General features: G+C 72.8%; 20 protein-coding genes. 12 read left to right on the top strand and 8 right to left on the bottom strand.

Features of this window, described 5'->3' with window-relative positions; all coding sequences use genetic code 11:
* Positions 1 to 79 precede the first annotated feature (79 nt).
* Entirely contained in the window at positions 80 to 6229 is a 6150-nt protein-coding gene (locus BUE41_RS28505) for a non-ribosomal peptide synthetase (RefSeq protein WP_073460451.1), read from the top strand.
* A 67-nt stretch (positions 6230 to 6296) separates the two neighbouring features.
* Here the strand turns inward: BUE41_RS28505 and BUE41_RS28500 are convergent, their stop codons facing one another.
* Both BUE41_RS28500 and BUE41_RS30985 read right to left on the bottom strand, forming a co-directional pair.
* On the bottom strand, positions 6297 to 7307 hold the full coding sequence (locus tag BUE41_RS28500) for an ABC transporter substrate-binding protein (protein WP_073460450.1): 1011 nt from the start codon (positions 7305 to 7307) through the stop codon (positions 6297 to 6299).
* Positions 7308 to 7456: 149 nt separating this feature from the next.
* A complete protein-coding gene (locus BUE41_RS30985; RefSeq protein WP_159444985.1) occupies positions 7457 to 8053 on the bottom strand; it encodes a formyltransferase family protein in 597 nt (198 codons plus the stop codon).
* 125 nt (positions 8054 to 8178) lie between these two features.
* Here BUE41_RS30985 and BUE41_RS28490 point away from each other — a divergent pair, with 125 nt between their 5' ends.
* Together BUE41_RS28490 and BUE41_RS28485 are read left to right on the top strand one after the other, a co-directional pair.
* A complete protein-coding gene (locus tag BUE41_RS28490) occupies positions 8179 to 9225 on the top strand; it encodes a FecCD family ABC transporter permease (protein WP_234997641.1) in 1047 nt (348 codons plus the stop codon).
* 10 nt (positions 9226 to 9235) lie between these two features.
* The gene (locus BUE41_RS28485) at positions 9236 to 10282 is read left to right on the top strand and encodes a FecCD family ABC transporter permease (RefSeq protein WP_084756040.1); all 1047 of its coding nucleotides are present in this window, start codon (positions 9236 to 9238) and stop codon (positions 10280 to 10282) included.
* 4 nt (positions 10283 to 10286) lie between these two features.
* Here BUE41_RS28485 and BUE41_RS28480 read toward each other — a convergent pair whose 3' ends face one another.
* From BUE41_RS28480 to BUE41_RS28470, 3 genes are read right to left on the bottom strand one after another with little or no spacing between them, the layout of a single operon-like run.
* Entirely contained in the window at positions 10287 to 11903 is a 1617-nt protein-coding gene (locus tag BUE41_RS28480) for a (2,3-dihydroxybenzoyl)adenylate synthase (protein ID WP_234997640.1), read from the bottom strand.
* Between the two features lies 1 nt (position 11904).
* Positions 11905 to 12318, bottom strand: a complete 414-nt coding sequence (panD, locus tag BUE41_RS28475) for an aspartate 1-decarboxylase (protein ID WP_073460447.1) — start codon at positions 12316 to 12318, stop codon at positions 11905 to 11907.
* Between the two features lie 33 nt (positions 12319 to 12351).
* Complete coding sequence (locus BUE41_RS28470) at positions 12352 to 12591, bottom strand: MbtH family protein (RefSeq protein ID WP_073460446.1); 240 nt, start codon at positions 12589 to 12591, stop codon at positions 12352 to 12354.
* Between the two features lie 373 nt (positions 12592 to 12964).
* Here BUE41_RS28470 and BUE41_RS28465 point away from each other — a divergent pair, with 373 nt between their 5' ends.
* The 4 genes from BUE41_RS28465 to BUE41_RS28450 all read left to right on the top strand — a co-directional run bounded on the left by BUE41_RS28465 (position 12965) and on the right by BUE41_RS28450 (position 18983).
* A complete protein-coding gene (locus tag BUE41_RS28465) occupies positions 12965 to 13801 on the top strand; it encodes an ABC transporter ATP-binding protein (protein WP_073460456.1) in 837 nt (278 codons plus the stop codon).
* A complete protein-coding gene (locus BUE41_RS28460) occupies positions 13798 to 15495 on the top strand; it encodes an ABC transporter ATP-binding protein (RefSeq protein ID WP_234997639.1) in 1698 nt (565 codons plus the stop codon). Before BUE41_RS28465 ends, BUE41_RS28460 begins: the two co-directional genes overlap by 4 nt.
* On the top strand, positions 15492 to 17294 hold the full coding sequence (locus BUE41_RS28455) for an ABC transporter ATP-binding protein (RefSeq protein WP_234997638.1): 1803 nt from the start codon (positions 15492 to 15494) through the stop codon (positions 17292 to 17294). The genes BUE41_RS28460 and BUE41_RS28455 overlap by 4 nt, the downstream gene beginning before the upstream one ends.
* 390 nt (positions 17295 to 17684) lie before the next feature.
* Positions 17685 to 18983: a lysine N(6)-hydroxylase/L-ornithine N(5)-oxygenase family protein gene (locus tag BUE41_RS28450; protein ID WP_073460445.1), complete on the top strand. Its 1299-nt coding sequence runs from the start codon at positions 17685 to 17687 to the stop codon at positions 18981 to 18983.
* Positions 18984 to 19293: 310 nt separating this feature from the next.
* On the opposite strand, the gene BUE41_RS28445 is transcribed toward BUE41_RS28450, so the two are convergent.
* Positions 19294 to 20253 carry a methionyl-tRNA formyltransferase gene (locus tag BUE41_RS28445; protein ID WP_073460444.1) on the bottom strand — a complete coding sequence of 320 codons (960 nt, stop codon included), beginning with the start codon at positions 20251 to 20253 and terminating at the stop codon, positions 19294 to 19296.
* A gap of 753 nt (positions 20254 to 21006) precedes the next feature.
* On the bottom strand, positions 21007 to 22158 hold the full coding sequence (locus tag BUE41_RS28440; protein ID WP_200804148.1) for an acyl-CoA dehydrogenase family protein: 1152 nt from the start codon (positions 22156 to 22158) through the stop codon (positions 21007 to 21009).
* Positions 22159 to 22257: 99 nt separating this feature from the next.
* Between BUE41_RS28440 and BUE41_RS28435 the strand changes: the two genes are divergently transcribed.
* From BUE41_RS28435 to BUE41_RS28420, 4 genes are all read left to right on the top strand, one after another.
* Positions 22258 to 23151, top strand: a complete 894-nt coding sequence (locus BUE41_RS28435) for a LysR family transcriptional regulator (protein WP_073460442.1) — start codon at positions 22258 to 22260, stop codon at positions 23149 to 23151.
* Positions 23152 to 23530: 379 nt separating this feature from the next.
* Positions 23531 to 23944, top strand: a complete 414-nt coding sequence (locus tag BUE41_RS30980) for a carboxymuconolactone decarboxylase family protein (RefSeq protein WP_073460441.1) — start codon at positions 23531 to 23533, stop codon at positions 23942 to 23944.
* Complete coding sequence (locus BUE41_RS30975; protein WP_073460440.1) at positions 23931 to 24488, top strand: carboxymuconolactone decarboxylase family protein; 558 nt, start codon at positions 23931 to 23933, stop codon at positions 24486 to 24488. Before BUE41_RS30980 ends, BUE41_RS30975 begins: the two co-directional genes overlap by 14 nt.
* Positions 24489 to 24698: 210 nt before the next feature.
* The gene (locus tag BUE41_RS28420; protein ID WP_073460439.1) at positions 24699 to 24896 is read left to right on the top strand and encodes a helix-turn-helix domain-containing protein; all 198 of its coding nucleotides are present in this window, start codon (positions 24699 to 24701) and stop codon (positions 24894 to 24896) included.
* A gap of 26 nt (positions 24897 to 24922) precedes the next feature.
* On the opposite strand, the gene BUE41_RS28415 is transcribed toward BUE41_RS28420, so the two are convergent.
* On the bottom strand, positions 24923 to 25327 hold the full coding sequence (locus BUE41_RS28415) for a cupin (RefSeq protein WP_073460438.1): 405 nt from the start codon (positions 25325 to 25327) through the stop codon (positions 24923 to 24925).
* A gap of 93 nt (positions 25328 to 25420) precedes the next feature.
* On the opposite strand from BUE41_RS28415, the gene BUE41_RS28410 reads away from it, so the two are divergent.
* Complete coding sequence (locus tag BUE41_RS28410) at positions 25421 to 26077, top strand: TetR/AcrR family transcriptional regulator (RefSeq protein WP_073460437.1); 657 nt, start codon at positions 25421 to 25423, stop codon at positions 26075 to 26077.
* Positions 26078 to 26180 lie beyond the last annotated feature (103 nt).

The following is a 26180-nucleotide window of genomic DNA, read 5'->3' as shown; positions in this document are numbered from 1 at the left end:
GTTAGCCTACCCTGCCAAGCCTCGCGGTGCCTCCGGGATCACCGGACGTGACCGTTGCGACACGAGCTTCTGGAGACCGATGCAGTCCGCCGCCCGTCCCGAGCCGGAGATCACCCGGGCCGAGTTCACCGACGTCGAGACGCTGCACGAGCGGCTGAACGACCGCTCCGCGCCGGCGGTGACCTCGACCGTCCCTGACATGTTCGCAGCGGTCGTCCGCGCCGCGCCCGATGCGACCGCGCTCGTCGACGGCGAGCGCCGGTGGACCTACCGGCAGCTGGACGATCACGTGCAGCGGCTCGCCCGCCGGCTCCGGAGAGCCGGGCTCCGGCCCGAGGACGTCGTCGCGATCTGCATGCCCCGCTCGGCCGAGATGGTCGTCGGCGTCTTCGCGAGCATGATCGCGGGCGGCGCGTTCGCCCCGGTGGATCCACAGTGGCCGGACGCCCGCCGCGCCCAGGTCGCCGCCGAGGCGTCGGCCCGGCTCGGTCTCGTCACCGCGGGTGACACCACCCCGCCCGGGGTGGAGCCGATCGTCGTCGATCTGGCCGCGTCCGCCACTCCCGAGGACATGACACCCGAGGACACCGCGCCGTTGCCGCCCGCACCGCCGGTCACCGGCGCGCGGCTCGCGTACGTGATCTTCACGTCGGGCTCGACCGGCACGCCGAAGGGCGCAATGATCCGCCACGAGGCGATCTGCGAGCGGCTGCGCTGGCAGCGCGACCACATCCTCAGATTCGGCTGCGACGACGCGTCGCTGTTCAAGGCGCCGCTCGCCTTCGACATCTCCGTCAACGAGATCCTGCTCCCGCTGGTCTCCGGCGGTCGGGTCGTGGTCGCCCCGCCGGGCAGCGAGAAGGACCCGGAACAGCTGCTGCGGCTGATCGCCGGCGAGCGGGTCACGTTCGTCTACCTCGTGTCGTCGATGCTCGACGTGCTGCTCGCCCTCGACGACGCCCGCCCCGAGGGCACCCCGTCGGCGCTGGCCGGGCTGCGGCACGTGTGGTGCGGCGGCGAGGTGCTTACCCCGGACCTGTTCCGCCGCTTCCGCCGCCAGCTGACCACGACCCTCTACCACGGGTACGGCCCCGCCGAGGCGACGATCGGTGTCTCGCACGTGATCTACCGCGACACCGCGGAGCGGATCGCGACCTCCATCGGCCGCCCCAACCCGCACACCCAGCTGTACGTCCTCGACGAGCAGCTGAACCCGTGCCCGATCGGCGTGGGCGGCGAGCTCTACGCGGCCGGGTTCCTGCTGGGCCGCGGCTACATCGGCCGCTCCGCGCTGACCGCGGGCCGCTTCGTCGCGAACCCGTTCGCGAGCGACGGCTCCCGCCTGTACCGCACCGGGGACCTGGCCAGGTGGACGCCCCAGGGTGATCTGGAGTTCCTCGGCCGCGCGGACAACCAGGTGAAGATCCGCGGCCGGCGCGTCGAGCTGGAGGAGATCGAGGTCGCGATCTCCGGCCATCCGCACGTGCGGCAGGCGGCGGTGAAGCTGGCCACGCGGGCGAGCGGGGCCGAGACCCTGATCGGCTACGTCACCTCCACCGGCGACGGCATCGCCGGCGCGGAGCTGAAGAGCTGGCTCGCGGAGCGGCTCCCCGAGTACATGGTCCCCGCCACGCTGGTGGTGCTGGACCGCTTCCCCCTCAACGCCAACGGCAAGATCGACCGGGAGGCGCTGCCCGAGCCCGCCGAACCGCAGCCCGAGACCCGCACCGCCCCGGTCTCGGAGGAGGAGCAGCGCATCTGCGAGATCCTCGCGGAGGTCCTCGATCTCGACGAGGTCGGCGCCGACGACGACTTCTTCGCCCTCGGCGGCGACAGCATCGTCGCGGTGAGCGTCGCGCTCGCCCTGCGCGGCGAGGGCTACTCGGTGCGCCCGACCGACATCTTCACCCACCGCACCCCGCGGCAGCTGGCCGAGCACCTGACCGCCGGCGGCCAGGACGGCCAGGAGCCCGAGAGCGAGACCGGGACGGCTCCCCTGATCACCCTCGACGACGCCGACGCCGCGGACCTCGCCGCGGCCGTGCCCGGCCTGCGCGAGATCCTCCCGGTCACGTCGGTGCAGTCGGGCATCTACTTCCACTCCGTCGCCGCGCCGGGCGAGGATCCCTACGTCGTCCAGCAGATCGTCGATCTCGACGGCCCGCTCGACGTGGCGCGGCTGCAACGGGCCGCGGCCGCGGTCGTGCAGCGGCACGGCGCGCTCGCCGCGGGCTTCCACCTCACCCGCTCCGGCCGGCTGGTCTCGACGATCGGCGACACCCCGGACCCGGAGTTCCGCACCCTGGATGCCGGCGGACATGCCGATGCCTTCGTCGCGACGGTCGCCGAGGAGGACCGGCGACGCGGGTTCGACCTGAGCCGGCCACCGCTGATGCGCTACGCCCTCGTCAGGCTGGGGCCGGAGCGGCACCGCCTGGTCCAGACGGTGCACCACATCATCGCCGACGGCTGGTCGGTCGCCCTGATCTGGGACGACATCATGGCCGCCTACCGCGGCGAGGCCTTCGACTCCCCCGCTCCCCAGCACCCCGACTTCCTGCGCTGGTGGACCCACCGCCGTGACCCGCAGCGCGAGGTGGACGCCTGGCTGGCGCACCTCGCCGGCGTGGAGAGCGCCACGCTGGTCGCCGAGCACCTGCCGGCCCCGGCCGGCGAGGCCACCGGATACGGCAGGCGCCGCCGCGCGCTCGACGCCGAGCACCGGGCGGCGCTGACCGCATACGCCCGGTCCCGGTCGGTGAGCGAGGGCGCGGTCATGACGGCCGCGTGGGGCCTGCTGATCGGTTGTCTCACCAGCCGCACCGACGTCGTCTTCGGGTCCACCACGGCCGGCCGCGGCGAGGACGTCAAGGGCATCGACCGCATCGTCGGCATGCTGCTGAACACGGTGCCCACCCGGGTGCGCTGGGCGCACCACGCCGCCGTGGACGAGGTCGTGCGCCGGTTCGTCGACGCCGAGACCGCGGTGCTCGACCACCAGCACGTCCCGCTGCTGGAGCTGCAGAACCGGCTGGGTATCCGGGAGCTGTTCGACTCCCTGTTCTCCATCGAGAACCTGCGCCAGCCCGCCGGCGACGACCAGCTGCGCATCGGGGAGATCGAGTACGTCCAGGCCCCGCACTACCGGCTCACGACCCTGGTCACGCTGCACGAGACGGTCTCGGTCGCGCTGACCAACGACCGCAGTGCCGTCGACGACACCGTCGCCGACCGGATCGCCGATCTCTACCTGCGCGTCGTCGAGCTGATCGTCGAGGACAAGGGCCGGCGGGCCGCCGACGTCGCCGAGCAGATCGGCCTCGCCGCCCAGGCGCCGGCCCCGGCCGTCGCCACCCCGCCCGCCGAGCTGCTCGTGCCCCGGCTGACCGCCCGGTTCGCCGCGTCCGCCGAGGCGCCCGCGCTCGTGCAGGGCGCGACCGGCTGGACCTACGCCGAGCTGGGCGCCCGGGTGCACCGGCTGGCCCGGCTGCTGGTCGCGGCCGGGGTCGGGCCGGACGAGCGGGTCGCCGTGGTCGTGGGCCGCACCCTCGACCTGGTCGCCGGGCTGCTCGCGGTGATCACCGCGGGCGGTGTGGTGGTCCCGCTGGATCACCGCCATCCCGCGGCCCGGCTGGCGCACCAGCTCACGGCCGCCGCACCGCGCGTCGTGCTGGCCACCCGCGAGACCGCGGCGGGGCTGCAGGGCGCGGGCGTGGCGCTGCCCGGCGAAGTGGTCCTGCTCGACGACCCGGCCACCGCGCAGCGCATCGCCGGGTTCTCCCCCGCTCCGCTCACCGAGGCCGACCGCCCGGCCCCGGCCGGCGCGCACGGTGCGTATCTGCTGTTCACATCGGGCTCGACGGGCACGCCGAAGGGTGTGCTGGGCACGCAGGAGGCGCTGGCGAACCGGCTCGACTGGGCGGTTCGACGCTGGGACACCGGGACGCCCGGGCGGCCCGCCGTGCATCTCGCGAAGTCGTCCATCGGCTTCGTCGACGGCCTGACCGAGACCCTCGCCGCCCTCCTCGCCGGCGCCACCCTCGTGGTGGCCGACGAGGCGCAGTCCGGTGACGCCGACCTCCTGGCCGGGGTGATCGCCGCCCACGGCGTCACGCAGGTGACCGGCGTGCCGACGTTGCTGCAGGCGATCGCCGAGAGCGGCGGCTCCCGCGTCGGGGGCGTGCGGCGCTGGATCTCCAGCGGCGAGGCGCTGACTTCCGCGGCGGTCGAGCGGTTCGCCGCGGCCACCCCCGCGGCGACGGTGGTCAACTCGTACGGCTCCTCGGAGGTCGCGGGCGACGTCACGTTCGCCGAGACCGCCGCGACCGACGCCGGCCCGATCACGATCGGCACCCCGGTCCCGGGGGTGCGGACGCTGCTGCTGGACCCGTGGCTGCGGCCGGTGCCCGACGGCGTGGTGGGCGAGGTGTACGTGGGCGGCGTCCAGCTCGCCCGCGGCTACCTCGGGCAGTCCGGCCTCACGGCCGCCCGGTTCGTCGCCGACCCGTTCGACGGGTCCGGCGGCCGCCTCTACCAGACCGGTGACCTCGCCCGCCGCGACGCCGACGGGCGGCTGCACTACGTCGGCCGGCACGACTTCCAGGTGCAGATCAACGGCGTCCGCATCGAGCTGGAGGAGGTCGAGGCGGCGCTGAAGGCGGTCCCCGGCGTGCGGGAGGCGGCCGCGACCGTGCACCGGTCGGGCCGCGCCACCCGGCTCGTCGGGTACGTGACCCCGGCCGAGGGGCACGCGCTCGACGAGGCCGCCGTCCGCGACGCGGTCGCCGCGACCCTGCCGATGTACGTCACGCCCACGGTGGTGGTGCTGGACGCCCTGCCGCTGACCCCGACCGGCAAGGTGGACCGCGCGGCGCTCCCGGCGCCGGATCCCGGCCGGTCGGCGCCGTCCCGGTCGCCGGCGACCGATGCCGAGCGGGCGCTGGTCGCGGCGCTGGAGGAGGTGCTGGGCCGGCCGGGCGTCGGGGTCGACGACGACTTCTTCGAACTGGGCGGCGACAGCATCTCCGCGATGGCGCTGGCCCGCCTCGCCCGCGGGCACGGGCTGGAGCTGGGCGTCCGCGACGTCTTCACGCTGCGCACCCCGGCTCGGCTGGCCGCGGCGGCCGCACCCGAGGTGGCGGAGGAGCCCGCCGAGCCGGTGGCGATCACGCCGACCGTCGCCCAGCACCGGGTGCGGCTGGCCGGCCTCCCGCTCGCCGGGTTCGTCCACACGCAGGTGGCGGACCTGCCGGGCCCGGCGCACGAGGACGCCCTGCGCGCCGCCGTCGCCGCCGTGCTCTGCGACGTCGACGCCCTGCGCCAGCGGGTCACGGCCCGGCACAAGCTGCTGTGGACCACGGAGATCGTCCCCTACGCGGACGGGCCGGCCGCCGAGAGCGTCTCGGTGCTCGACGGCACCCCGCAGGAGGTCCGCGACGCGCTGGTCGCCCGGATCGATCTCACGGCCGGGCGGGTCCTGCACGCCGCGATCGTGCGGCCGGCGGGCGACCCGGCGTCGCTGGTGGTCACCGTGCACGGGCTGGCGGCCGACCGCGCCACGCTGCACGAGGTGACGAGCCGGATCCGCACGCACCTCGCCGGGAAGGCGCCCGCCGCAACACCCGTCCGGTCGGTGGCCGCGAGCGCGACCGCGCTGACCGACCGCGTCGCGGCGCTGGAGGCCGCGGACGCCGCCGCGGTGGCCGGCTGGATCGACGAGCTGCTGACGCTCCCGGCCCCCGGCGAGCCCGCGCCGCGCACCCGGTCGGCCACCCGGGCCGTGCCCGGCGTGGCCGACGCGACGGCGGTGCAGGCAGCGTTCGGTGCGGCGGTCGCGGCGTGGTCGGACGGCCCGCGCGCGATCGACGTCGAGTGGGATCTGCGCTCGCACCTCGCCGGGGAGGCGGGCGCGTTCCCCGGGGCGCTCACGAGCGTCTACCCGGTCCTCGCAGGTGCGGACGCCACCCCGGCCTACGCGCCGTGGCACGAGCTGCTGCGCCATCACAGCAAGGCGGCACGCGCCAAGCTGCGCCGGGTGCCGAGCCCTGACGTGCTGCTGACCCGCGTGTACGGACCGCTGGCCGACCCGGAGATCGCCGAGGGCTTCGAGGCGCTGTACCCGATCGTCGCCCGCTACGGGCTCACCCCGGACGGCGTCACGTTGCAGGTTCTCGGCCCCGACACCGCGGACGCGCTGCTCGGCGAGTGGGCTGCCCGGCTCACCCGCTGAGCGGGAAAACGGAGCGGGCCGGTCCGTCCCAGCTGGGACTGACCGGCCCGCTCCGTACTACCGGCTCTCAGGGGGTGATCTTCTCCAGGGTGGGCATGATCTGGTTGAGCCACCAGATCTCGCTCGCGGCGCTACCGCCGTTCACGGCACCCCACTGGGTGGAATCGAGGTAGATCAGCGCGTTGTGCTGCGCGGCGGGCAGGGCCGCCACCCGCGGGTCGGCCTGCATGGCGGCCTTGAACGAGCCGTTCGGGTCGCGGTGCTCGGTGGCGACCAGCACGACGTCCGCGGTGAGCTTGTCGACGTTCTCCAGCGAGTACTTCGGCGCGTCGGCGGCCTCGGCGCCGCTCATCGGCTGGCCCGGGCCGGGCTTGAGGCCCAGCGCCATGAGCGGGGCCGCAGCGTACTCGGTCAGCCAGAGCTGCTCGCCCTCGCCGAGCGCGGCGATGTAGAACGTCTTGTCCTTCAGCTGCGTCAGCTTCTCCGCGGCGGCCTTGAAGGCCGCGTCGTACTCGGCCTGGGTCTTCTGGACGATCGACGGGTCGTTGCGGGTCAGCTTCGCCAGCGCCGCCAGGTCGTCCTGCCAGCTGGTGTTCGTGTCCTTCTCGATCCCGACGTAGGTCGGGGCGATCTGCGACAGCTGCTGGTACATCTGCTCATCCGTCTGCCAGATCGTGGTGAGGATGAGGTCCGGCTGCAGCGCGGCGATCGCCTCCGGCGCCGGGACGTAGTCCGCGGTGAACAGGTTCGGGTCCGGGTCGGTCGAGTAGGTGCCGACCATCCACGGGTAGTACTGCGGCACCTCCTCGGCGGTCGTCGTGTAGTCCGCCCACGCGACGGGCTTCTCCCCGAGCAGGTTCAGCAGCTCCACGTGCCGCGCCGCCAGCGCGACGATCCGCTGCGGCTTCGCGTTGACCGTGGTGTCGCCGTACGCGGTGGTGATCGTGACCGGGGCGTCGGCCGCCGGAGCGGCGTCCACGGCCTGGGAGCCACCACCGCAGCCGGCCAGCGCCAGTGCGACGCCGAGCAGGCCGGCGACCAGTGCCGCAAGGCGTCGCGACGTCCTGTTCAGTCTCATGAGTGCATTCCGTTCTCCGAGGGGAGTCCGAAGACGTCGAGCTCCCGCTCGGCGACCAAAAGTTAGGCTAGGATTCCCTTAGACTCGGCAGAATATCAGCCGCTCGACACCCGCCCACAGGACGAGATCCACAGCCGGACGCCCGCCGATCAGCCCACCGGAGCGCCGGACCGGGCCGCCTCGAACGCCGCGGCGTAGTCCGGGTGGAAGTCCGCCAGGACCCCCAGATCCGTCGCCCGCTCGAAGGCGGGATGGTCGCGGAAGCCGGCGAGCTCGGCCAGTCGCGCCTTGCCGAAGTACTCCCCCTCCCCGTCCGCGCCGGCCGGCGCGAGCGGCTCGCGGCCCAGATCGGCGAGGTTGTCCGTGAAGAGCTGGTGACAGGAATTCGTCACCTGGACCAGAAGTTCCTCGAGGGTCACCGAGTCCGGCAGCGGGAACGTGCGCCGGTCGACAACCGGCCCGGTGTCGATCCCCGCGTCGACCCGGTGCAGGGTGACGCCGTACTCCCGCTCGCCGCGCAGGATGGCGAACGTCGCGGCCACCACCGGCAGCCCGCGGTACCCGGGCAGCGGTCCACCGTGGATGTTCACGATGGTCAGCCCCAGATCCAGGATCGGCGCGCGGAAGATGAACGGGTTCCCCGTCGAGCACACCAACCCGTCCGTGCAGATCTCGGCGATGAAGCCGGCCAGCTCGTTGACGTCGCTGGTTTCGCGGCGCAGAAACGAACGCGCCCTCGCGGGCACTGCCTCTCTCCGGGGATGCACGACCGCGTCGACCGTCCGGCCCGAGGACGCAGCCTGGGCAGCGGCGCGCCAGACCAAGGCTCCAGAGCCCACGAGAATCACAAGGCTAGGCTAAACTAACTTAGGTGGACCTCACGGTGACCGGCGGCACGGTGACCGACGGCACCGTGGTGCCGCTGCGCCGCCGCCGGGTGATCGGCCTGCTGGCCGCCCTCGCGCTCCTGGTCCTGCTCCTGCTGGCCAGCATCGCGGTCGGATCGCGCGACATCCCGTTCGCCGGCGTCCTCGACGCGCTGCTGCACGACACCGGGGAGGGCGACGCCTACGTCGTGTGGAGCCTGCGCGTGCCGCGCACGGCGGTGCTGCTCGCCACCGGGATCGCGCTCGGCGTCGCCGGGATGCTCATCCAGGCGCTGACCCGCAACCCGCTGGCCGACCCGGGGATCCTCGGGGTGAACGCGGGCGCGGCCCTGTTCGTCGCGCTCGGGATCGCCGTGTTCCATCTGTCGTCGCCCGGCCAGTACGTCTGGTTCTCGTTCGCCGGGGCGCTGCTCGCGACCGTCGTCGTCTACGCCGTCGGCTCGGCGGGCCGCGGCAGTATCGACCCGATCCAGCTGACGCTCGCCGGCGTCACGCTCGGCTCGATCCTGTTCGGCGTCGTCAGCGCCATGACCCTGCTCGACCGGCACACGTTCGAGCAGATGCGCAACTGGAACGCCGGCAGCGTCGCCAGCCGCGGCTGGGACGTGCTGCTGCCGGTGCTGCCGTTCCTCGTGGCCGGGGTGATCCTCGCGATCGCCGTGGCCGGGCCGCTCAACGCGATCGCGCTCGGCGACGATCTCGCGACCTCGCTGGGTGTGCACATCGGCCGCACCCAGGTGATCGTCGTCGTCGCCGTCACACTGCTCGCCGGCGGCGCCACCGCGATCGCCGGGCCGATCGGGTTCGTCGGGCTCATGGCGCCGCACGTCGTGCGCTGGATCGTCGGGCCCGATCAACGCTGGATCCTCGGCGGCACCCTGCTACTGGCCCCGGCCCTGCTCACGGCCGCCGACGTCGTTGGGCGCACCGTGATGCGGCCAGGCGAACTGCCCGTGGGCATCGTGATGGCGTTCGTGGGCGCGCCGATCCTGGTCCTGCTCGTCCGCCGCCGGAGAGTCTCTGCCCTGTGAGTGCTGCCCTGTGACGTCTGTGGATTTCGGGCGCCGGACGTGGGTCCTGCGCCGCGGCGGGCTCGCGTTGCGCTGGCAGGCCCGCACGGTGATCACGTGCGCGCTGCTGGCCGCGGCGGCGCTCGCCGCCACGGCGGCCGCGCTGGCGCTCGGCGACTTCCCGCTCACCCCGGCTCAGGTGTGGGCAGCACTGACCGGCGATTCCCGCGCTGGGTTCGCCCGCATCGTCGTGCTCGAATGGCGGCTGCCCCGCGCCGTTGCGGCCGTGCTGTTCGGCGCGGCGCTCGGGGCCGCGGGTGCGGTGTTCCAATCGCTCACCCGCAACGCGCTCGCGTCCCCGGACATCATCGGGATCTCGTCGGGGGCCTACACGGGCGCGGTGATCGTGATCATCCTGGTCCACGGCAGCTACCTGCAGCAGACCGCGGGCGCGTTCGTCGGCGGCATCGTCACCGCGGCGACGATCTACCTGCTCGCCTGGCGGAACGGCATGCAGGGGTTCCGGCTGATCATCGTCGGGATCGCGGTGTCGGCGATGTTGACCTCGCTCAACACCTGGCTCATGCTCACCGCCGATCTCGAGGTGGCGATCGCTGCCTCAGCGTGGGGCGCGGGCTCACTCGCCGGGATCGGGCCGCGGGAGGTGCTGGTGGGGGGCGGCGTGGTGCTCTCCCTGATGATCGTCCTCACGGCGTTCGGGCACCCGATGCGGCAGATGGAGCTCGGTGACGACGCCGCCCGCGCCACCGGGACCCGCACCGAGCCGCTGCGGCTCGCCGTCATCGTGATCGCGGTGGGCCTGACCGCCGTCGTCTCGGCCGCGGCGGGGCCGATCGCGTTCGTCGCGCTGGCCGCGCCGCAGATCACCCGCCGGATGTGCCGGACCCCCGGGGTGGCCGTCCTGCCGGCCGCGCTCACCGGGGCGGTGCTGCTGGCGGGAGCGGAGCTCGTCGCCCTGCACGTGCTCCCGGTGGCGCTGCCGGTCGGGGTGGTCACGGTGGTCCTCGGCGGTGCCTACCTGCTGTGGCTGATCGTCCACGAGGTGCGGCGCCGCTGAGGGACTACGCCTGGCGCTGCATCAGCTTGCTGATCTTGCCGTAGGCGGTCCGCGGGAACTCCTCCACGATCTCCAGCGCGTCCGGCATCTTGTACGCCGCCAGGCCGCATTCGCGCAGGTGCGCCCGGATCCTGGCCAGCGTCACCGTGGACGGGTCGACGCCCTCACGGAGCACGACGAACCCCTTGACCCGCTCCCCCAGCACCCGATCCTCGATGCCGACCACCGAGACGTCGTGGACGCCCTCGTACGCCAGGATGAGGTTCTCCACCTCCTCCGGCGCGACCTTCTCGCCGCCGCGGTTGATCTGGTCCTTCGAGCGCCCGACGACCGTTATGTAGCCGCGCTCGTCCCGGCGGATGATGTCGCCCGTGCGGTAGAAGCCGTCCTCGGTGAACGCCGAGGCGTTCAGCTCGGGGGCCCGGAAGTAGCCGCGGATCGTGGACGGCCCGCGGGTCAGCAGGTGCCCGGGCTCGCCAGGGCCCACGGGATCGCCGTCATCGTCGATGACCAGCAGCTCGTCGCCGGGTGAGACGGGCAGCCCCTGGCAGGTCACGCTCGTCTCCTCGTCGACGTCTAGCCGGTTGTAGTTGACCAGCCCTTCGGCCATCCCGAAGCCCTGCTGCAGGATCGCCCCCAGCTCGGGCCGCACCCTCCGGGCGGCCTCCCTGGGCAGCTTCGCCCCGCCGACGTGCAGCGAGTGCAGGCTGGACAGGTCGAACTTCCCCCGGATCGAGGAGGAGTTCAGCCAGGCCATCACCAGCGGCGGGACGATCGAGGCCTGCGTGACCCCGTACTTCTCGATGAGCGGGAAGGCGGTGTCGGGGCTGCCGTTCGGGGCGAGCACGACGGTCCCGCCGGACGCGAACACCCCCAGCCAGCCCGGGGACCGCACGGCCATGCTGTGGCAGATCGGCACCGCGATCAGCTGCACCGAGTGCGGGCCGATCCCGCACAGCGGGATGCTCAGCCGCACGGAGTGCCAGTACGTCTCGTGCGTGTGCGGGATCAGCTTGGGCCGGCCCGTCGTGCCACCCGAGGTCTGCAGGAGCGCGACGTCCTGGGGCAGCGAGCGGCGCTCGTGGGTGAGCGGGGCGTTGGCGAGCAGCCGGTCCAGCTCGGGGCCGCGCCCGCCGGGGTCAAGCACGATCGTGACCAGCCCGGGGTGCGCCGCGACCAGCTCGGCCGCCAGCGCGGTGAGGTCCGTGCCGTCGTGCTCCGCGACGGTGACGTAGCCGCGGGCGCCGGCGCGCTCGACGAAGTTGGTGATCTCGGTGCGCCGGTGGGCCGCGGGCGCGAAGATCGGGATCGCGCCAACCTCCCACAGCGCGTAGACGACGATCAGGAAGGCGGGCACGTTCGGCAGGTGCACCACGACCCGGTCGCCCCGGCCGATGCCGAGCCCGGACAGGCCCGCGGCGACCCGCAGGATGCGGTCGGCGAGATCGCCGTAGGTCAGGGTCTCGTCGTCGTGCACCACCGCGGTCTTGCCCGGGTTGCGGCCGGCGGAGGCGAAGAACACCTCGTGGAGGGTCTCGTCCCTCCACCAGCCGACGCGGCGGTAGCGCTCGGCCACATCGGTCGGGTACGGAACGAACCCGTCGAGCAGGAGCGGCTCCACGTCAGGCACCCCGCGCCGAGAGCTGACGGACCGCACCCGGGACCGGCTCGGCCGGGTCCTGCCCGAGCTCGACGATGCGGTTGTTCGCGTCGACGTGCACGATGCGCGGCTCGTGGCCGAGCAGCTCCTCCTCCTCGGCGAGCAGGTAGGACATGATGATGATCAGGTCGCCGGGTTTCACCAGGTGCGCCGCGGCACCGTTGATGCAGATGCCCCCCTTCCCCGCGGGCCCCGTGATGACGTAGGTCTCCAGCCGGGCGCCGTTGGTGATGTCGACCACCTGCACCTTCTCGCCCTCGACCAGGCCAGCAGCAGTGACGAGGTCCTCGTCGATGGTGATCGAGCCGACGTAGTGCAGGTCGGCCTGAGTGACGGTGGCGCGGTGGATCTTGCTGCCGAGCACGGTGCGGAGCATCGAACGGCCTCTCGTTCGGTCGGGCGGCGGGGTTCAGCGGGCGGCGGACTCGTGCTGCGCGATGACGTCGCGCAGGGACTTCGGCCGCAGGTCTGTCCAGTGCTCGTCGATCCACGCGAGCACCTCCTGGCGCGGCCGCCCGTCAGGAGCTCCGTAGGCGATCGTCCACCCGCCGGGCACCGGCTTGAACGTGGGCCAGAGCGAGTACTGCTCCTCGTGGTTCACCAAGGCGTAGAAGAGGCCCTCGTCGTCGTCGAACGGGTTCTTCACCATCGTCTCCTTCGGTCGGTGCCGCGGTGTCGGCGGGTGCGCAGCCGGGCGCACCCGGACCGCGCTTCGGTGGTCGGCGGGCAGGCAGGCGCTCGTGGGCACGCGAAGGTGGGCAGCAGAGGGCGTCACCCCCCCCCCGGAGCCGACGACTGCCGGTCCCCACGCCACGGCAGGCGGTACGCCCGACCGATGCCCAACGCCCGCGCCCCGTCACGGGATCATCCGCGAACCCCTCTTCGAGCCTCGTGTCGATCTCGAGCCGCGATCCGCGGGAGACCGTATCAGCCGGGAGTTAGTTTAGGCTAAGTTGTCTTCTGCCCAGGGGCAACCGCGAGATGGGGAGGACCGATTGCCCGACGCCGCGCCGCACCCCACCATCGGGCGCGACCATCGTGGCACGGGATCGACGGCGTCCACCGGGCCGCGGTTGCACGTCGACGCCGCGACCCTGGGTTACGACCGGCGGGTGATCTCCCGGGACCTCACGGTCTCGATCCCCGACGAGTCGTTCACGGTCATCGTCGGCCCGAACGCGTGCGGCAAGTCCACGCTGCTGCGCGGCCTGGCCCGGCTGGTCAAGCCCAGCGCGGGGCAGGTCGTGCTCGACGGCGCGGACATCCACTCCTACCGGGCCAAGGAGGTGGCGCGGCGCCTCGGTCTGCTACCGCAGACCTCGACCGCACCCGACGGGATCACCGTCGCCGATCTCGTCTCCCGCGGCCGCTACCCCCACCAGAAGCTGATCCGGCAGTGGACCGAGGCGGACGAGCAGGCGGCACGCCGCGCGATGGAGGCCACGTCGGTGCTGGAGCTGTCGTCGCGGCTGGTCGACGAGCTGTCCGGCGGGCAGCGCCAGCGGGTGTGGGTGGCGATGGCGCTCGCCCAGGAGACCGGGATCCTGCTGCTCGACGAGCCGACCACCTACCTGGACATCACGCACCAGATCGAGCTGCTGGAGCTGTTCACCGATCTGCACCAGGCAGGCCGCACGCTGGTCGCGGTGCTGCACGATCTCAACCACGCGGCCCGGTACGGCACGCACCTGATCGCGATGCGGGACGGCGCCGTGGTCGCCGAGGGCCCACCGGCGGAGATCGTCACCGCGGAGCTGGTGGAAGAGGTGTTCGGGCTGCGCTGCCTCGTCGTGCCCGATCCGGTCACCGGCACGCCGTCCGTCGTCCCCCTCGGCCGGAACCGGGTGCAGACCCCGTGAGCGGCCCGTCCGGCGCACCCGTGACGGGTGCCGCAGTGCTGCGCCGCGCGGTGAACGGCCAGTGGCGCGACGTGGCCCGGAGCACGCTGCTCGCGATCGGCCACCAGGCCGGCTCGGCGATGGCGCCGGTGCTGATCGGTGTGGTCGTCGACGTCGCGGTGACCAACCGGTCGCTCGGCGGGCTCGCCCTGTGGATCGGGGTGCTCGCCGCCGACTTCCTGCTGCTGTCGTTCTCCTACCGCTACGGCGTGCGGGCTGCCGAGCGGGCCGCGGAGAACGCCGAGCACGATCTGCGGCTGCAGCTGACCGGCCGGGTGCTGCACCACCACGGCGGCGCGGACGCCGGCCGTCTCTCGGGCGAGCTGGTGAACATCGCGACGAGCGACGCGAAACGGGTGGGCACGACCGACGTGGCCCTGCCGTTCGGCCTCGCCGCGATCGCTGCAGCGCTGGTCAGCGCTGCCGTCCTGCTGACGATCTCGATGCCGCTCGGGCTGCTCGTCCTGCTCGGCATGCCCCCGCTGCTGCTGCTCACCCACTTCGCGAGCAAGCCGCTGGAGCGGCGCAGCGAGGCCGAGCAGGAGCGCGCCGCCCACGCGTCCGGCGTCGCGGCGGACCTGGTGGCCGGGCTGCGCGTGCTCAAGGGGCTCGGCGCGGAACGCACCGCGGTCCAGCGGTACCGCCGCACCAGCCGGGCGTCGCTGGCCGCGACGCTGCGCACCGCCCGCGCCTACGCCGCCCAGGGCGGGGTCGTGGAGACCTCCACCGGGGTGTTCATCGCCGTCGTCGCACTGGTCGGGGGCATGCTGGCCGCGGACGGCGCGATCAGCGTGGGCGATCTCGTCTCCACCGTCGGCCTGGCGACGTTCCTGCAGATCCCGCTGTCGACGGCGGCCTGGACGACCGTCGAGTTCGCGCAGGCGCGCGCGTCGGCCGCACGGATCGCGGCGGTGCTGTCCGCCCCGCCCGCGGTACGGGCCGGGACCGCCGCCCTGCCGGAGCCGGTGCGCGGCGCGCTGCGGCTGCGCGGCGTGACCCGCGGGGCCCTGCGCGACGTCGATCTCGACGTCGCCCCCGGCGATCTGATCGGGATCGTCGCGCCCGCCCCCGCCGTCCGGGCGCTGCTCGCCTGCCTCGCTCGCGAGGCCGACCCGGAGCAGGGCACCGTCGAGCTGGACGGCGTGCCGCTGGCCGAGCTGGACCCGGCCGACGTCCGGGCCGCGGTGCTCGTCGCGGCGCACGACGCCGTGCTCTTCTCCGGCACCCTGCTGGACAACGTCACCGCGGCCGCAGCCGCCGGCCGCGCCGGCGAGGCGCTCGCGGCCGCGGCCGCCGACGAGGTGGCCCGCACCCTGCCCGACGGCGTCGACAGCACCATCGGGGAGCAGGGCCGCTCACTGTCCGGGGGTCAGCGCCAGCGGGTGGTGCTCGCCCGGGCGCTGGCCGCCGATCGCCCGGTGCTCGTGCTGCACGACCCGACCACCGCCGTCGATCCCGTCACCGAATCCCGGATCGCGGGCGCGCTGCGCTGGGTCCGCCACGGGCGCACGACCGTGGTGGCGACGACCAGCCCGGCACTGCTCGCCGTCACCGACCGGGTCGTCGTCATCGGTGAGGAGGGGGTGCGCCGGGTCGGTACCCACGCCGAACTGGTCGAGTCCGATGCCGAATACCGGGCGGCGGTGCTGACATGAGCGCTGAGTCGAGCACTGATGTGAGGGATGTGCACCCGGCGGCCCCGGCCGGGCGCATGCTGCTCCCGGTGGCCTCCGGCGCCGACACGGTCGCCGCGGTGCGCCGGCTGCTGCGTCCCTATCGGTGGCGCGCGGTCGTCACGCTGGTCGTGCTGATCGCCGGGAGCGGGGTCGGTCTGCTCGTGTCCCCGCTGCTCGGGCGGATCGTCGACGCCGTGGTCGAGGAGGCGGGCTCGGTCGCGATCCTCGGCCCGGCGACCGCGATCGCGGTGGCCGCGGTGATGGCGGGCCTGCTCACCACGACGGGGACGGCGATGCTCGTCGGCCTCGGTGAGCGGCTGCTGGCCAGCCTGCGCGAGCAGTTCGTCGAACGCGCGCTCGCGCTGCCGCTGGAGCAGGTGGAACAGGCCGGCGACGGCGACCTGACGACCCGGGTCACCGGCGACGTCGCCGTCGTGGGCGAGGCCGTCCGCGGCGCCGTGCCCAAGCTCACCAAGGCGGGCCTGACGATCGCGCTGACGCTCGTGGCCATGGGCGCGTTGGACTGGCGGTTCCTGGCGGTCGCACTGCTCGCCGTGCCCATCCAGATCCACACCGCACGCTGGTACGTGCGCTCCGCGGGACCCGTCTACGCCCGGCAACGGGTCGCGGAGGGCGCACTACAGCAGCAGCTGCTCGACACGATCGGCGGTTCCGCCACCGTGCGCGCGTTCCAGCTCGCCGACGACCACGTCGACCGGGTCCGCACCCGCTCGACCACGGCCGTCGACTTGGTGCTGCGCGGGATCCACCTGATGACCCGCTTCTACGCCCGGCTCAACCTCGCCGAGTTCGTCGGCCTCGCGGCGGTGCTCGTGACGGGGTTCCTCCTGGTCGCCAACCGCTCGGTCACCCCGGGCGAGGCCACTGCGGCGGCGCTGTACTTCCACTCCCTGTTCGGGCCGATCAGCAGTGCGCTCGTCACCATCGACGACGCGCTCGCCTCGGGCGCGAGCCTGGCCCGCATCGTCGGGGTCGCCGAGCTGCCCGTGCCCGGCGAGCCCGACCGGAAGGCGTTGCCGAGGGACGGCTCGGTGAAGGTCGCCGACGTGCGCCACGCCTACCGTTCGGACCATCCCGTCCTGCACGGCGTCGACCTCGACATCCGGGCGACCGAGCGGGTGGCGCTGGTCGGGGCGAGCGGCGCGGGCAAGACCACGCTGGCCAAGCTGATCGCCGGGGTGCACCGCCCGGCCGGCGGATCGATCAGCCTCGGCGGCGTCGGGCTCGACGAGCTCGGGCCCGCGCTGACCCGCCGCACCGTCACGCTGGTGACCCAGGAGGTGCATGTCTTCGTCGGCACCCTGGCCGACGACCTGCGCCTGGCCCAGCCGGACGCCACGGACGAGCAGCTGCGCGACGCGCTGGCCACCGTGGACGCGCTCGAGTGGGTCGACGAGCTGCCCGACGGCCTCGACACCGTAGTCGGTGAGGGTGCGCACCCGCTCACCGCGACACAGGCGCAACAGCTCGCGCTCGCCCGGCTCGTGCTGGCCGATCCACCGGTGGCGATCCTGGACGAAGCCACTGCAGAGGCGGGCAGCACGGGCGCGCGGGTTCTGGAAGCCGCGGCGGACCGGGCCCTCGCCGGGCGCACGGCGCTGGTGGTGGCGCACCGACTGACCCAGGCCGTCAGCGCAGACCGGGTAGTCGTGCTGGACGCGGGCCGGATGGTGGAGATCGGTGCGCACGATGCGTTGGTAGCGGCTGGTGGGCACTACGCGGCGCTGTGGGAGGCGTGGTCGGCGACGAGGTCCTGACGGGGTTCACCGGTCCGCAGCCCCTGGTCGGAGCGGTCGCATCGACCCGGGCCTGCCACGCGCCGAATCGGTCGTTCGTCGGGACACCCAGCACCACGTGATCAACGCCACGGGGATCGCCGGTCGTCACCGCACGTCGACCACCGCTGAGGACGGGCACGAACACCTCGCCCGCCTGACGAGACCGAAGAACAGCAGCGATGCGTGCAGAGCGGCGCGTCGATGCACACGAACGGAGCCGCCCAACAGTCGCCCCCGAAGGTGAATCGCGGCATCGAATCCCCTCCATGACCGTAGGGCGGTGTCGACCACACCCGACCAGACCTTGAGCTTAGGCTTTCCTCAGATAAGGATAGACATACATATCTGTCGTGTCGGGAAAGGGAGACGATGCCTCAAGCGTCGGACGGTCGTGTCCACGACCTGGTCGGGGTCGGGTTCGGGCCGTCGAACCTGGCGTTGGCGATCGCCGTCGAAGAACAGGGCTTGCCGCTGTCGATGCGGTTCCTGGAGCGGCAGCAGGCTTTCGGGTGGCACCGCGGGATGCTCCTCGAGGACGCGACGATGCAGATCTCGTACCTGAAAGATCTGGTGACGTTGCGCGACCCGACCAGCTCGTACAGTTTCCTGGCCTACTTGAAGGAGCGGGGCAGGCTGGTCGACTTCATCAACTACGGCAGCTGTTTCCCGACCCGGATGGAGTTCCACGACTACCTGGAGTGGGCCGCCGCCCGCTTCACCGACCGCGTCGACTACGGCACCCGCGTCGAGCGGATCACCGCGGTCCCCGGCGAGCCGGAGCTGCTCGACGTCCACACCGACGGCGGCCGCGTGCTGCGAGCCCGCAACGTCGTGCTCGCGACCGGGCTGCGCCCGCACCTGCCGCCCGGCGTGCAGCCGAGCGAGCGGGTCTGGCACAGCCACCACCTGCTCCACAACATCGGCACCGTCAGACACGCGCGCCGGGTGATCGTCGCGGGCGCGGGCCAGAGCGCCGCCGAGGCCCTCGATCACCTGCACCGGACGTTCCCGGACGCCGAGGTCTGCGCCGTGTTCAGTCGCTACGGCTACAGCCCGGCCGACGACTCCTCGTTCGCCAACCGGATCTTCGACCCCGACGCGGTCGACGTCTTCTTCGGTTCCCGGCCGGAGACGAAGAGCCTGATCCTGCGCTACCACGCCAACACCAACTACTCAGTGGTCGACCCGGAGCTGATCGAGGCGCTCTACCGGCGCCACTACTACGAGAAGGTCACCGGGCGGGAGCGGCTGCGCTTCCTCAACGTCAGCCGGATCGCCGACGTCGTGCCCGTCGACGACGCGACCGGCGAGCCGCAGGTCGAACTCGTCGTCGAGTCGCTGCTCGACGGCAGCCGCGAGGTCATGCGCGCCGATTTCGTCGTCTACGCCACCGGGTACCGGCCGATCGACCCGTGCAGCCTGCTCGGCGACCTCGCCGACGACTGCCTGCGCGACGACGCGGGCCACCTGCAGATCGAGCGGGACTACCGGATCCGCACCAAGCCGGCCGTCGAGGCCGGCATCTACGTGCAGGGCGCCACCGAGCACAGCCACGGCATCTCCTCGACGCTGCTCTCCAACGTCTCCGTGCGAGCGGGCGAGATCGCCGAGTCGATCGCGGCCCGTTGTGGGGTGCTCGACCGGCGCCCCGATCTCGCGTCCCTCTGAGCCCACCCCGCTGGATCCGGCGCCGCGGCGTCGGATCCACGGACCGCGGTCACCGTGGGCTCGCCTCGCCGGTCCCGTCGACGCCATCGCCGGAAGCAGGAGTTCCGCGGGCAGGCGCAGGGCTGGTCCGGCGGCTCCTGCCACAAGGCCCCGAACCGCGAAGAAGAGACCCACTGTCGACACCGGCCGAACGCCCCGGACCGAGACGGTCAGCTGGCCCCGGGGAACCGCACGATGGCGCTGTTCGACGCCTACGCGCGGCGTGGAGTCGCCCAAGCAGGCTCCCGGATCGTCGGTCGCGGCCCTGTCGTCAGGACGGCGGGCGCGGGTGGCTGGTCAGGTAGCCGCCCATGCGCTCGAAGACGTCGGCGGCGTCGTACTCGCGGCCGTCGTCGGTGCGCAGCCGGTGCAGCACGAGGCCGGGGTTGCGGCCCTTGCAGGCGTCCGCCCCCGCCACCACGACCACACCCGTGCCGCGGCGGATCACGATCCGGCCCGGGGTGCCGCCGATCGCGTCCTCGGTGACCGACGCCTTGAGCACCCGCAGCCGCTGCTCGCCGTAGTAGCAGTAGGCGTTCGGGTACGGATCGACCTGGGCCCGCACCAGGTTGAAGATGTCGCGAGCGGGCCAGGTGAAGTCGATCCGGTTGTCCTCGTCGCCGCGCCGGTGGAAGTACGACGCCACGCGCCGGTTCTGCGGTACCGGCGCCGCCCTTCCCGACTCGATCAGCTCCAGCGCCTCGACGGTGATCGGCCCGAACATCGCCAGCGTGCGGTCGAACAGGTCGACGACGGTGTCGTCGTCGGTCACCGGGGTGGAGCGCTGCAGGATGATGTCACCCGCGTCGAAGTCGGCGTTCATCATGTGCGCGGTGACGCCGACCTCGGGCTCGTCGTTGATCAGCGCCCAGTTGAGCGGCGCGAACCCGGCGTAGGCAGGCAGCAGCGCGTCGTGCACGTTGAGTGTGCCCAGCCGCGGGATCGTGAACACCTCCGGCGGCAGCCAGGTCCGCCAGTTCGACACGACCATGATGTCCGGGCGCGCTTCGGCGATCGCGGTGCGCACCTCCTCGTCCTCGGCCCGCTCGCGCACCAGCACGGGGATGGCGTGATCGGCGGCGAGCTCGGCCACCGACTCGTTGAAGATCTTCTCGTACGGGTTGTCGCTGTCCGGGTGGGTCACGATCAGCGGTACCTCGTGACCCGCCGCCAGCACCGCCTCGATGGTGCGCCGTCCCCAGGTCATGTACCCGAACGCAACCACGCGCATGCGCTACTCCTCACCCGTCCACTCAAACTGAGGTGAGCATATCCTTAGCGCACCCTTCCAGCTCTTACCTGCGGTTGCGGGGTCCAGCAGCGGATCTCCTTCCGCGGCCGCACAGGCGGAAGTCCTTATCCGGCACGTGCGGCAGGATGCTGCGCCCGTCCGCGGAAACGGGAGTCCGCGATGGCGGACCACCCCCGAGGCGCTGGTACCTCAGCGTGGCGACCGACGCGATCGACGCGCTCCGTGTCGGCCGGCGCCGGCCGCGCGACGGGCCGCGAGGATCAAGGCGACGAGGACACCGCCAACAGCCCACCAGGGCGCGTCGCTCGGCGATCCGGCGGAGACCTGAACAGACCACAGGCGGTCGCGGAATCAACCGAGCCACAGGTCAGGTGCCGTGCCGAACGGCGGGATAACGGTTGACGTCACCCTCGGGCACAAGACCACGTCTTTGATCTCCAGTTCTCCGTCCGGTGTTCCTCGACTGCCCGATGGACCTACGGGGATCTCGGCGCCATCTGCGTCGGCATCAGCCCGATGACGGCTCCCGTCAGATGGTGGCGCCGCGGCCGTACCGGCCCCGGTGCGTGCTCGGCTGCCTCGCTCGGCCGGGAGTCCGCGTCGCCGCTGCGGCCCTTGCGGACAGACCTGAATCCACCGCGTCCTGCCAGGCCGCTCCTACCCGGGCAGGGCGCGGTGGAGCCCGGCGCCGGTCCCGGCCGTGCCGGCGCCGGAGTGCCGCCGCACGAGCTGCTACCCGGCGGTGGCGGCGCGCACGAGCCCGCGGCCGATGATCAGCCGCTGGATCTCGCTGGTGCCCTCGTACAGCCGCAGGAGGCGGACGTCGCGGTAGATGCGCTCCACCGGGACCTCGCGCATGTAGCCGGAACCGCCGTGCACCTGCACGGCCAGGTCGGCCACCCGGCCGACCATCTCGGTGCAGAACAGCTTGGCCGCCGACGGCGCGATGCGCCGGTCCTGTCCGGTGACGTAGGCGCGGGCGGCGTCGCGCACCATGGCGCGGCCAGCGAGCACGCCGGTCTGCTGGTCGGCGAGCATGGCCTGCACCAGCTGGAAGTCGCCGATGCGCACTCCGCCCTGGGTGTTGTTCGCGGCGTAGGCGACCGACTCGTCGAGCGCGCGCTGGGCCGTGCCCACCGCCAGCGCGGCGATGTGGATCCGGCCGCGGGCCAGCGACGTCATCGCCGCCGCGTAGCCGGCGGCCTCGTCCCCGCCGACGAGCGCCTCGGCGGGCACGCGCACGTCGTCGAAGGTGACGGTCGAGGTCAGCGCGCCCTCCTGGCCCATCTTCGCGTCCTTCGGGCCCACGCTGACGCCCTGCGTGTCGGCCGGGACGAGGAAGACGGCGATGCCCGGGTCCTTCGGCTGCGGCTCCCGGGTGCGGGCGAACACCACGAACAGGTCGGCGATCGGGGCGTTGGTGATGAACTGCTTGGCACCGTCGATCACCCAGTCCGTGCCGTCGCGGCGGGCCCGGGTGCGCAGCCCCGCCGGGTTGGAGCCCGCCCCGGGCTCGCTGAGCGCGAAGGAGGCGATCACCTCGCCGGAAGCGATGCGCTCCAGCCACGTCGTGCGCTGCTCATCCGTGCCGAACCCCACCAGGACCTGACCCGCGATCCCGTTGTTGGTGCCGAACATCGACCGCAGCGCCAGCGTGGTGTACCCGAACTCCATCGCCAGCTCGACGTCCTGGGTCAGATCCAGGCCGAGCCCACCCCACTCCGCCGGGATCGCGTAGCCGAACAGACCCATCTCCGCCGCAGCCCGGCGGAGATCCTCCGGTACCGCGTTCTCCCGCATGATTTCGTTCTCCCGCGGCACCACGTCCTTGCGGACGAAGTCGCGCACCTGGCGCAGGATCACCTGGAAGTCCTCGGACGACACGGCTGACTCGTTCACAGCCCGATGCTGCAGGGCGCACTACCACCACGTCCAAGACCTAATAGGCGGCTATTGTTAACGGAACTGCAAGAAAGGGGTTGCGTGGAGCTGCATCAGCTGCGGGCGTTCACCACCGTCGCCGAGGAGCTGCACTTCGGCCGCGCGGCTGAACGGCTCCACCTGGCCCAGCCCTACCTCAGCCGCACGATCCGCGCGCTCGAGGAGGACCTCGGCACACCGCTGTTCCGCCGCACCACCCGCCGGGTGGAGCTGACGGCGGCCGGTGCCGCGCTGCTCGAACCCGCCACGCGGATGCTCGCCCTCGAGCAGGAGGCCCGCTCCGCGGCCGTCGCCGCGCACGAAGGGCGCAGCGGGCGGGTCCGCATCGGGTTCGCCGGACCGTCCGCGCACGTCGCGGTGGGCGCCCTCGCCCGCGCCGTCCGTGAGCGGGACCCGCTGATCAGGCTCGAGTTCCTGCCCGGCCGCTACGGCACCTCGGCGGTCGACGACCTGTTCCACCACGACAGCGACTTGGCGATCGCCCGCTTCATCGGCCCGCCGGCGGGCGTGGCGTCCCGGGGGTTCGCGACGGACCGGTGCGTCGTCGCCGTGCCAGCGGGGCACCGCCTGGCCCACCGCGCCGCGGTCCGCTTCGAGGACTTCCGCGACGAGCCGTTCGTCGCCTTGCCGGAATCAGCGGGCTCGGTCGTGCGATCGCTGCTGGTGGCGCGCTGTCAGGCGCTGGGGTTCGCTCCCCGGTTCGCCCAGACCGCGCCGGACTCCTGGACGAGCCTGGCACTGGTCGCGGCCGGGGTGGGACTGCACTTCACCACGGCGAGCGCGGTGTCCCACCTCCCGCGCGAGGGGGTGCACGTGGCCGAGATCGCCGACCCCCTCCCGCCGATCACGGTGTTCCTGCTGTGGCGGGACGGCGACGTCGATCCGGCGCTCGCCAGGGTCCTGGAGACGGCGCAGGACGTTCTGCCCACCGTGTGACCAGCGCCATACGAGGTCCCGCAGCGCCGCGGGGCGTCGCCGGCCGACCGTCCGTGCACGCGTCCCGGGCCGGGCGAGAGGGTCGTGCCCCGATCTCGCGCCGAGGGCGTCGACGAGGCGTTCTCCGCTGGACCGCCGGTCGAGGAGACGCCGCGGAATCGGCTCCCCGGTCTCCGCGCGCCCCACGCCGCGGCAGGACCGACCGCCCGACGCCGCGATCACCGGCCGGAACCGGGCTTGCCCGGACCGACTGACGGCAAGTATGAATCGTCGACAACAGAAGTATGAATCGTCGACAACAGCAATGGTGCGCGAGCGTGCTCCGGCATCCCTCGGGCATGTGCACCGCGGGCGACGAGGACTGCAGAGGAGCAGCTGGATGGACGGTGCGGTCGTCGAGCGGCTACGGGCTCTCCACCCGGAGACCACGGCCAGCCTCCTCGCCACGGAGGCCGAGGCCGCGGCGAGCACCGATCCATCGATCCTGCAGCTGTGCCACCACCGCCTCGCCCACATGCTCGGCGGCGAGGTCTCGAGCCCGGCCACGGCCGTCGATCCCGCGAAGCTCGCCGCGCTCGACTCCTGGTGGGACTCGCCGCTGTTCACCGACGCGGAACGCGCCCACCTCGCCTTCACCGAGCAGTACGTGCTCTCGGTGGGCTCGATCAGCGACGCGGACGTGGACAAGCTGCTCGAGTTCGGCAGTCCTCGGCAGGTCTACGACTTCGTCAACGCCCTCTTCGTCATGGACCAGGTGCAGCGATTGGAGATGGTCGCCCGTGTCGTCCTCTGAAGCCGGCTCGGCCCCTCGGATCGCCCTGCCCGGCGGGCACAGCCGCCCGGACTGGGGCACCCCGCTCGACGACCTGCTGGCGGACTACGCCCGCGCGGCCGTGCGCGCCCGCACAGTGGATCCGTACATCACCGAGATCGTGCGGTTGCGCTGCGCCCAGACTCACGACTGCCGGCGATGCGCGGCGCTGCGGGCGACCGACGCCGTCGCGGCCGGTGTCGACGAAGCCGTGGTCGACAAGATCCGCCGATGGCAGCAGAGCGACCTCCCCCCGGCCGCGAAGGCCGCGCTGCGGCTGGCCGACGCCATGATCCTCTATCCTGGTGACGCCGGGCCGGACCTGCGCGAGGAACTGCGCCGCCACTTCACCGAGGAGCAGATCGCCGAGATCTGCCTCGACGTCGTCAAGTGGAGCCGGCAGAAGGTCTACGTCGCCTTCCGCACGGAGGCACCGACGTGGGACGGCCTCGCCGGCGTCTCCTTCGACGCGGACGGCAACGCCCACCCCGGAGCACCGCTCCAGACCGCCGCCGCCACGAGCTGACCGCGGTCGGCGAGGCGCGGTTCGGGCCGGCGCCAGCGTCGGGCACCACGTGGTCGCACACGGGCCCGACGCCCTCGTCGACGTGCGCCAGCACGCTCCCCCCGCCGCAGCGCGGTTCCGCGGGTCGTCCGAGCCCCGTAGCCGCCGGGTGAGCCGGCGCCACGGCACCGGGTCGAGGGCGAACAGCGACCTCGCGACGCCCCGGCGACCGTGCGCGCCTACCTCGACACAGGCGGCTCCGTGCCCGCCACCGCAGCCGCGCTGGGACTGCACCCCACGACCGTGCGCTACCGGCTGGGGCGCATCGCGGATGTGTCCGGGATGGATCTCGACGATCCCACCACGCGGCCGGCGTGCGCCCTGCTCCTCGGTCTCGGTCCCGTTGCCGAGGACTCGTCGCAGGACTGACCGCACGACGCACCGAGCGGGCCAGGTCAGGCAGGCCGGGACTCCAGCGCGAACTCCTCCAGCCGGGCCGCGTGCGGCGACTCCAGCGTGGCCCGGTACCAGTGCGGATGCGACACGTACACCAGCTCGCTGTCCTCCACCGCCCGGTACACCAGCGGCGTGCCGGCGGACAGGTAGATCACCTCGCCGGCGGCCGCCTCGACCGTGCCCTCGGGTCCGTCCACCGCGAACCGCCCCTTCGTCACGATCAGGGCCTCGTCGTAGCTCATCGTCCAGTCGTTCGCCTCCCCGGCCGCGTACCGCGCGAACCCCACGGTCATCGCCGCACCGTCGGCCTCGCCGATGGCGTCGGCCAGCCGCAGCTCCTGCGTCCCGCGCCGGTACCACTCCAGCTCGTCGTCGCTGGTCACCTTGCGGACACCCGCACCCATCAGGCCACCTTTCTGTATCGAACATTCATAATCGAACGCTACGAAACCTACGGGCGGACGTCGTGGGACACAAGAGGTAATGTAGTGACTACTATGAAACCCACGGGTGAGCGCAGGCGCCCGGGTCGGCCCCGCTCCTTCGACCGCGAAGCCGCACTGGAGAAGGCCATGGCGGTGTTCTGGCGCCACGGCTACCGCGACGCCTCGATCGGCCAGCTCACCGAGGCGATGGGCGTGACCCCGCCCAGCTTGTACGGGGCGTTCACCAGCAAGTCCGCGCTCTTCATCGAGGCCGCCCAGCGCTACCTGACCACCGACGGCGCCGCCCCGGCCGCGGCGCTGACCACCGCACCCACCGCCCGGGCCGCCGTCGAGGCGATGCTGCTCGCCCAGGCCGACCTGTTCACCCGGCCCGACCGCCCACCGGGCTGTCTGCTCACCCGCGCCGCACTCACCTGCCCCGCCGACGAACCCGACGTCGCCGAGTTCCTCGCCCGAGCCACGCACGCCCGCCTGACCGACCTGCAACGGGTCCTTCGGGCTGCGGCCGACCGCGGTGAACCGATCCCCTTCGGTCCCCGCGAGACGGCCGCGCTCGTCGACACCGTGGTGCAGGGCATGGCCGTGCGGGCCGCAGAGGGCGCCACCCGGCGGGAACTGCGCCGCACCGCTCGCCGCACGATGCAGATGTGGGACGCGGCCGTCGCGGCCGCTGCGGACCCGGCCCACTCGGCACGAACGCGAACGTGACCCCCGCAGAACGCGTCGGGCACCACGCGTTCGCACGTGGTGCCCGACGAGGCGCTGTCCGCTCAGCTGTTCATCTGGTTGTTGCCGTGGGCCAGGAAGTTCG

The organism is Pseudonocardia thermophila (assembly GCF_900142365.1).
Taxonomy (GTDB): domain Bacteria; phylum Actinomycetota; class Actinomycetes; order Mycobacteriales; family Pseudonocardiaceae; genus Pseudonocardia; species Pseudonocardia thermophila.
Note: the sequence above shows the minus strand (reverse complement) of the source record. Positions and strands in the feature narration are given on the sequence as shown.

What these genes read in the sequence shown, in the direction of transcription:
- BUE41_RS28505 (WP_073460451.1), top strand. Translation starts at nt 80, where the DNA reads ATGCAGTCCGCCGCCCGTCCCGAGCCGGAGATCACCCGGGCCGAGTTC.
- BUE41_RS28500 (WP_073460450.1), bottom strand. Translation starts at nt 7,307, where the DNA reads ATGAGACTGAACAGGACGTCGCGACGCCTTGCGGCACTGGTCGCCGGC.
- panD (WP_073460447.1), bottom strand. Translation starts at nt 12,318, where the DNA reads ATGCTCCGCACCGTGCTCGGCAGCAAGATCCACCGCGCCACCGTCACT.
- BUE41_RS28470 (WP_073460446.1), bottom strand. Translation starts at nt 12,591, where the DNA reads ATGGTGAAGAACCCGTTCGACGACGACGAGGGCCTCTTCTACGCCTTG.
- BUE41_RS28455 (WP_234997638.1), top strand. Translation starts at nt 15,492, where the DNA reads ATGAGCGCTGAGTCGAGCACTGATGTGAGGGATGTGCACCCGGCGGCC.
- BUE41_RS28450 (WP_073460445.1), top strand. Translation starts at nt 17,685, where the DNA reads ATGCCTCAAGCGTCGGACGGTCGTGTCCACGACCTGGTCGGGGTCGGG.
- BUE41_RS28445 (WP_073460444.1), bottom strand. Translation starts at nt 20,253, where the DNA reads ATGCGCGTGGTTGCGTTCGGGTACATGACCTGGGGACGGCGCACCATC.
- BUE41_RS30980 (WP_073460441.1), top strand. Translation starts at nt 23,531, where the DNA reads ATGGACGGTGCGGTCGTCGAGCGGCTACGGGCTCTCCACCCGGAGACC.
- BUE41_RS28415 (WP_073460438.1), bottom strand. Translation starts at nt 25,327, where the DNA reads ATGGGTGCGGGTGTCCGCAAGGTGACCAGCGACGACGAGCTGGAGTGG.
- BUE41_RS28410 (WP_073460437.1), top strand. Translation starts at nt 25,421, where the DNA reads ATGAAACCCACGGGTGAGCGCAGGCGCCCGGGTCGGCCCCGCTCCTTC.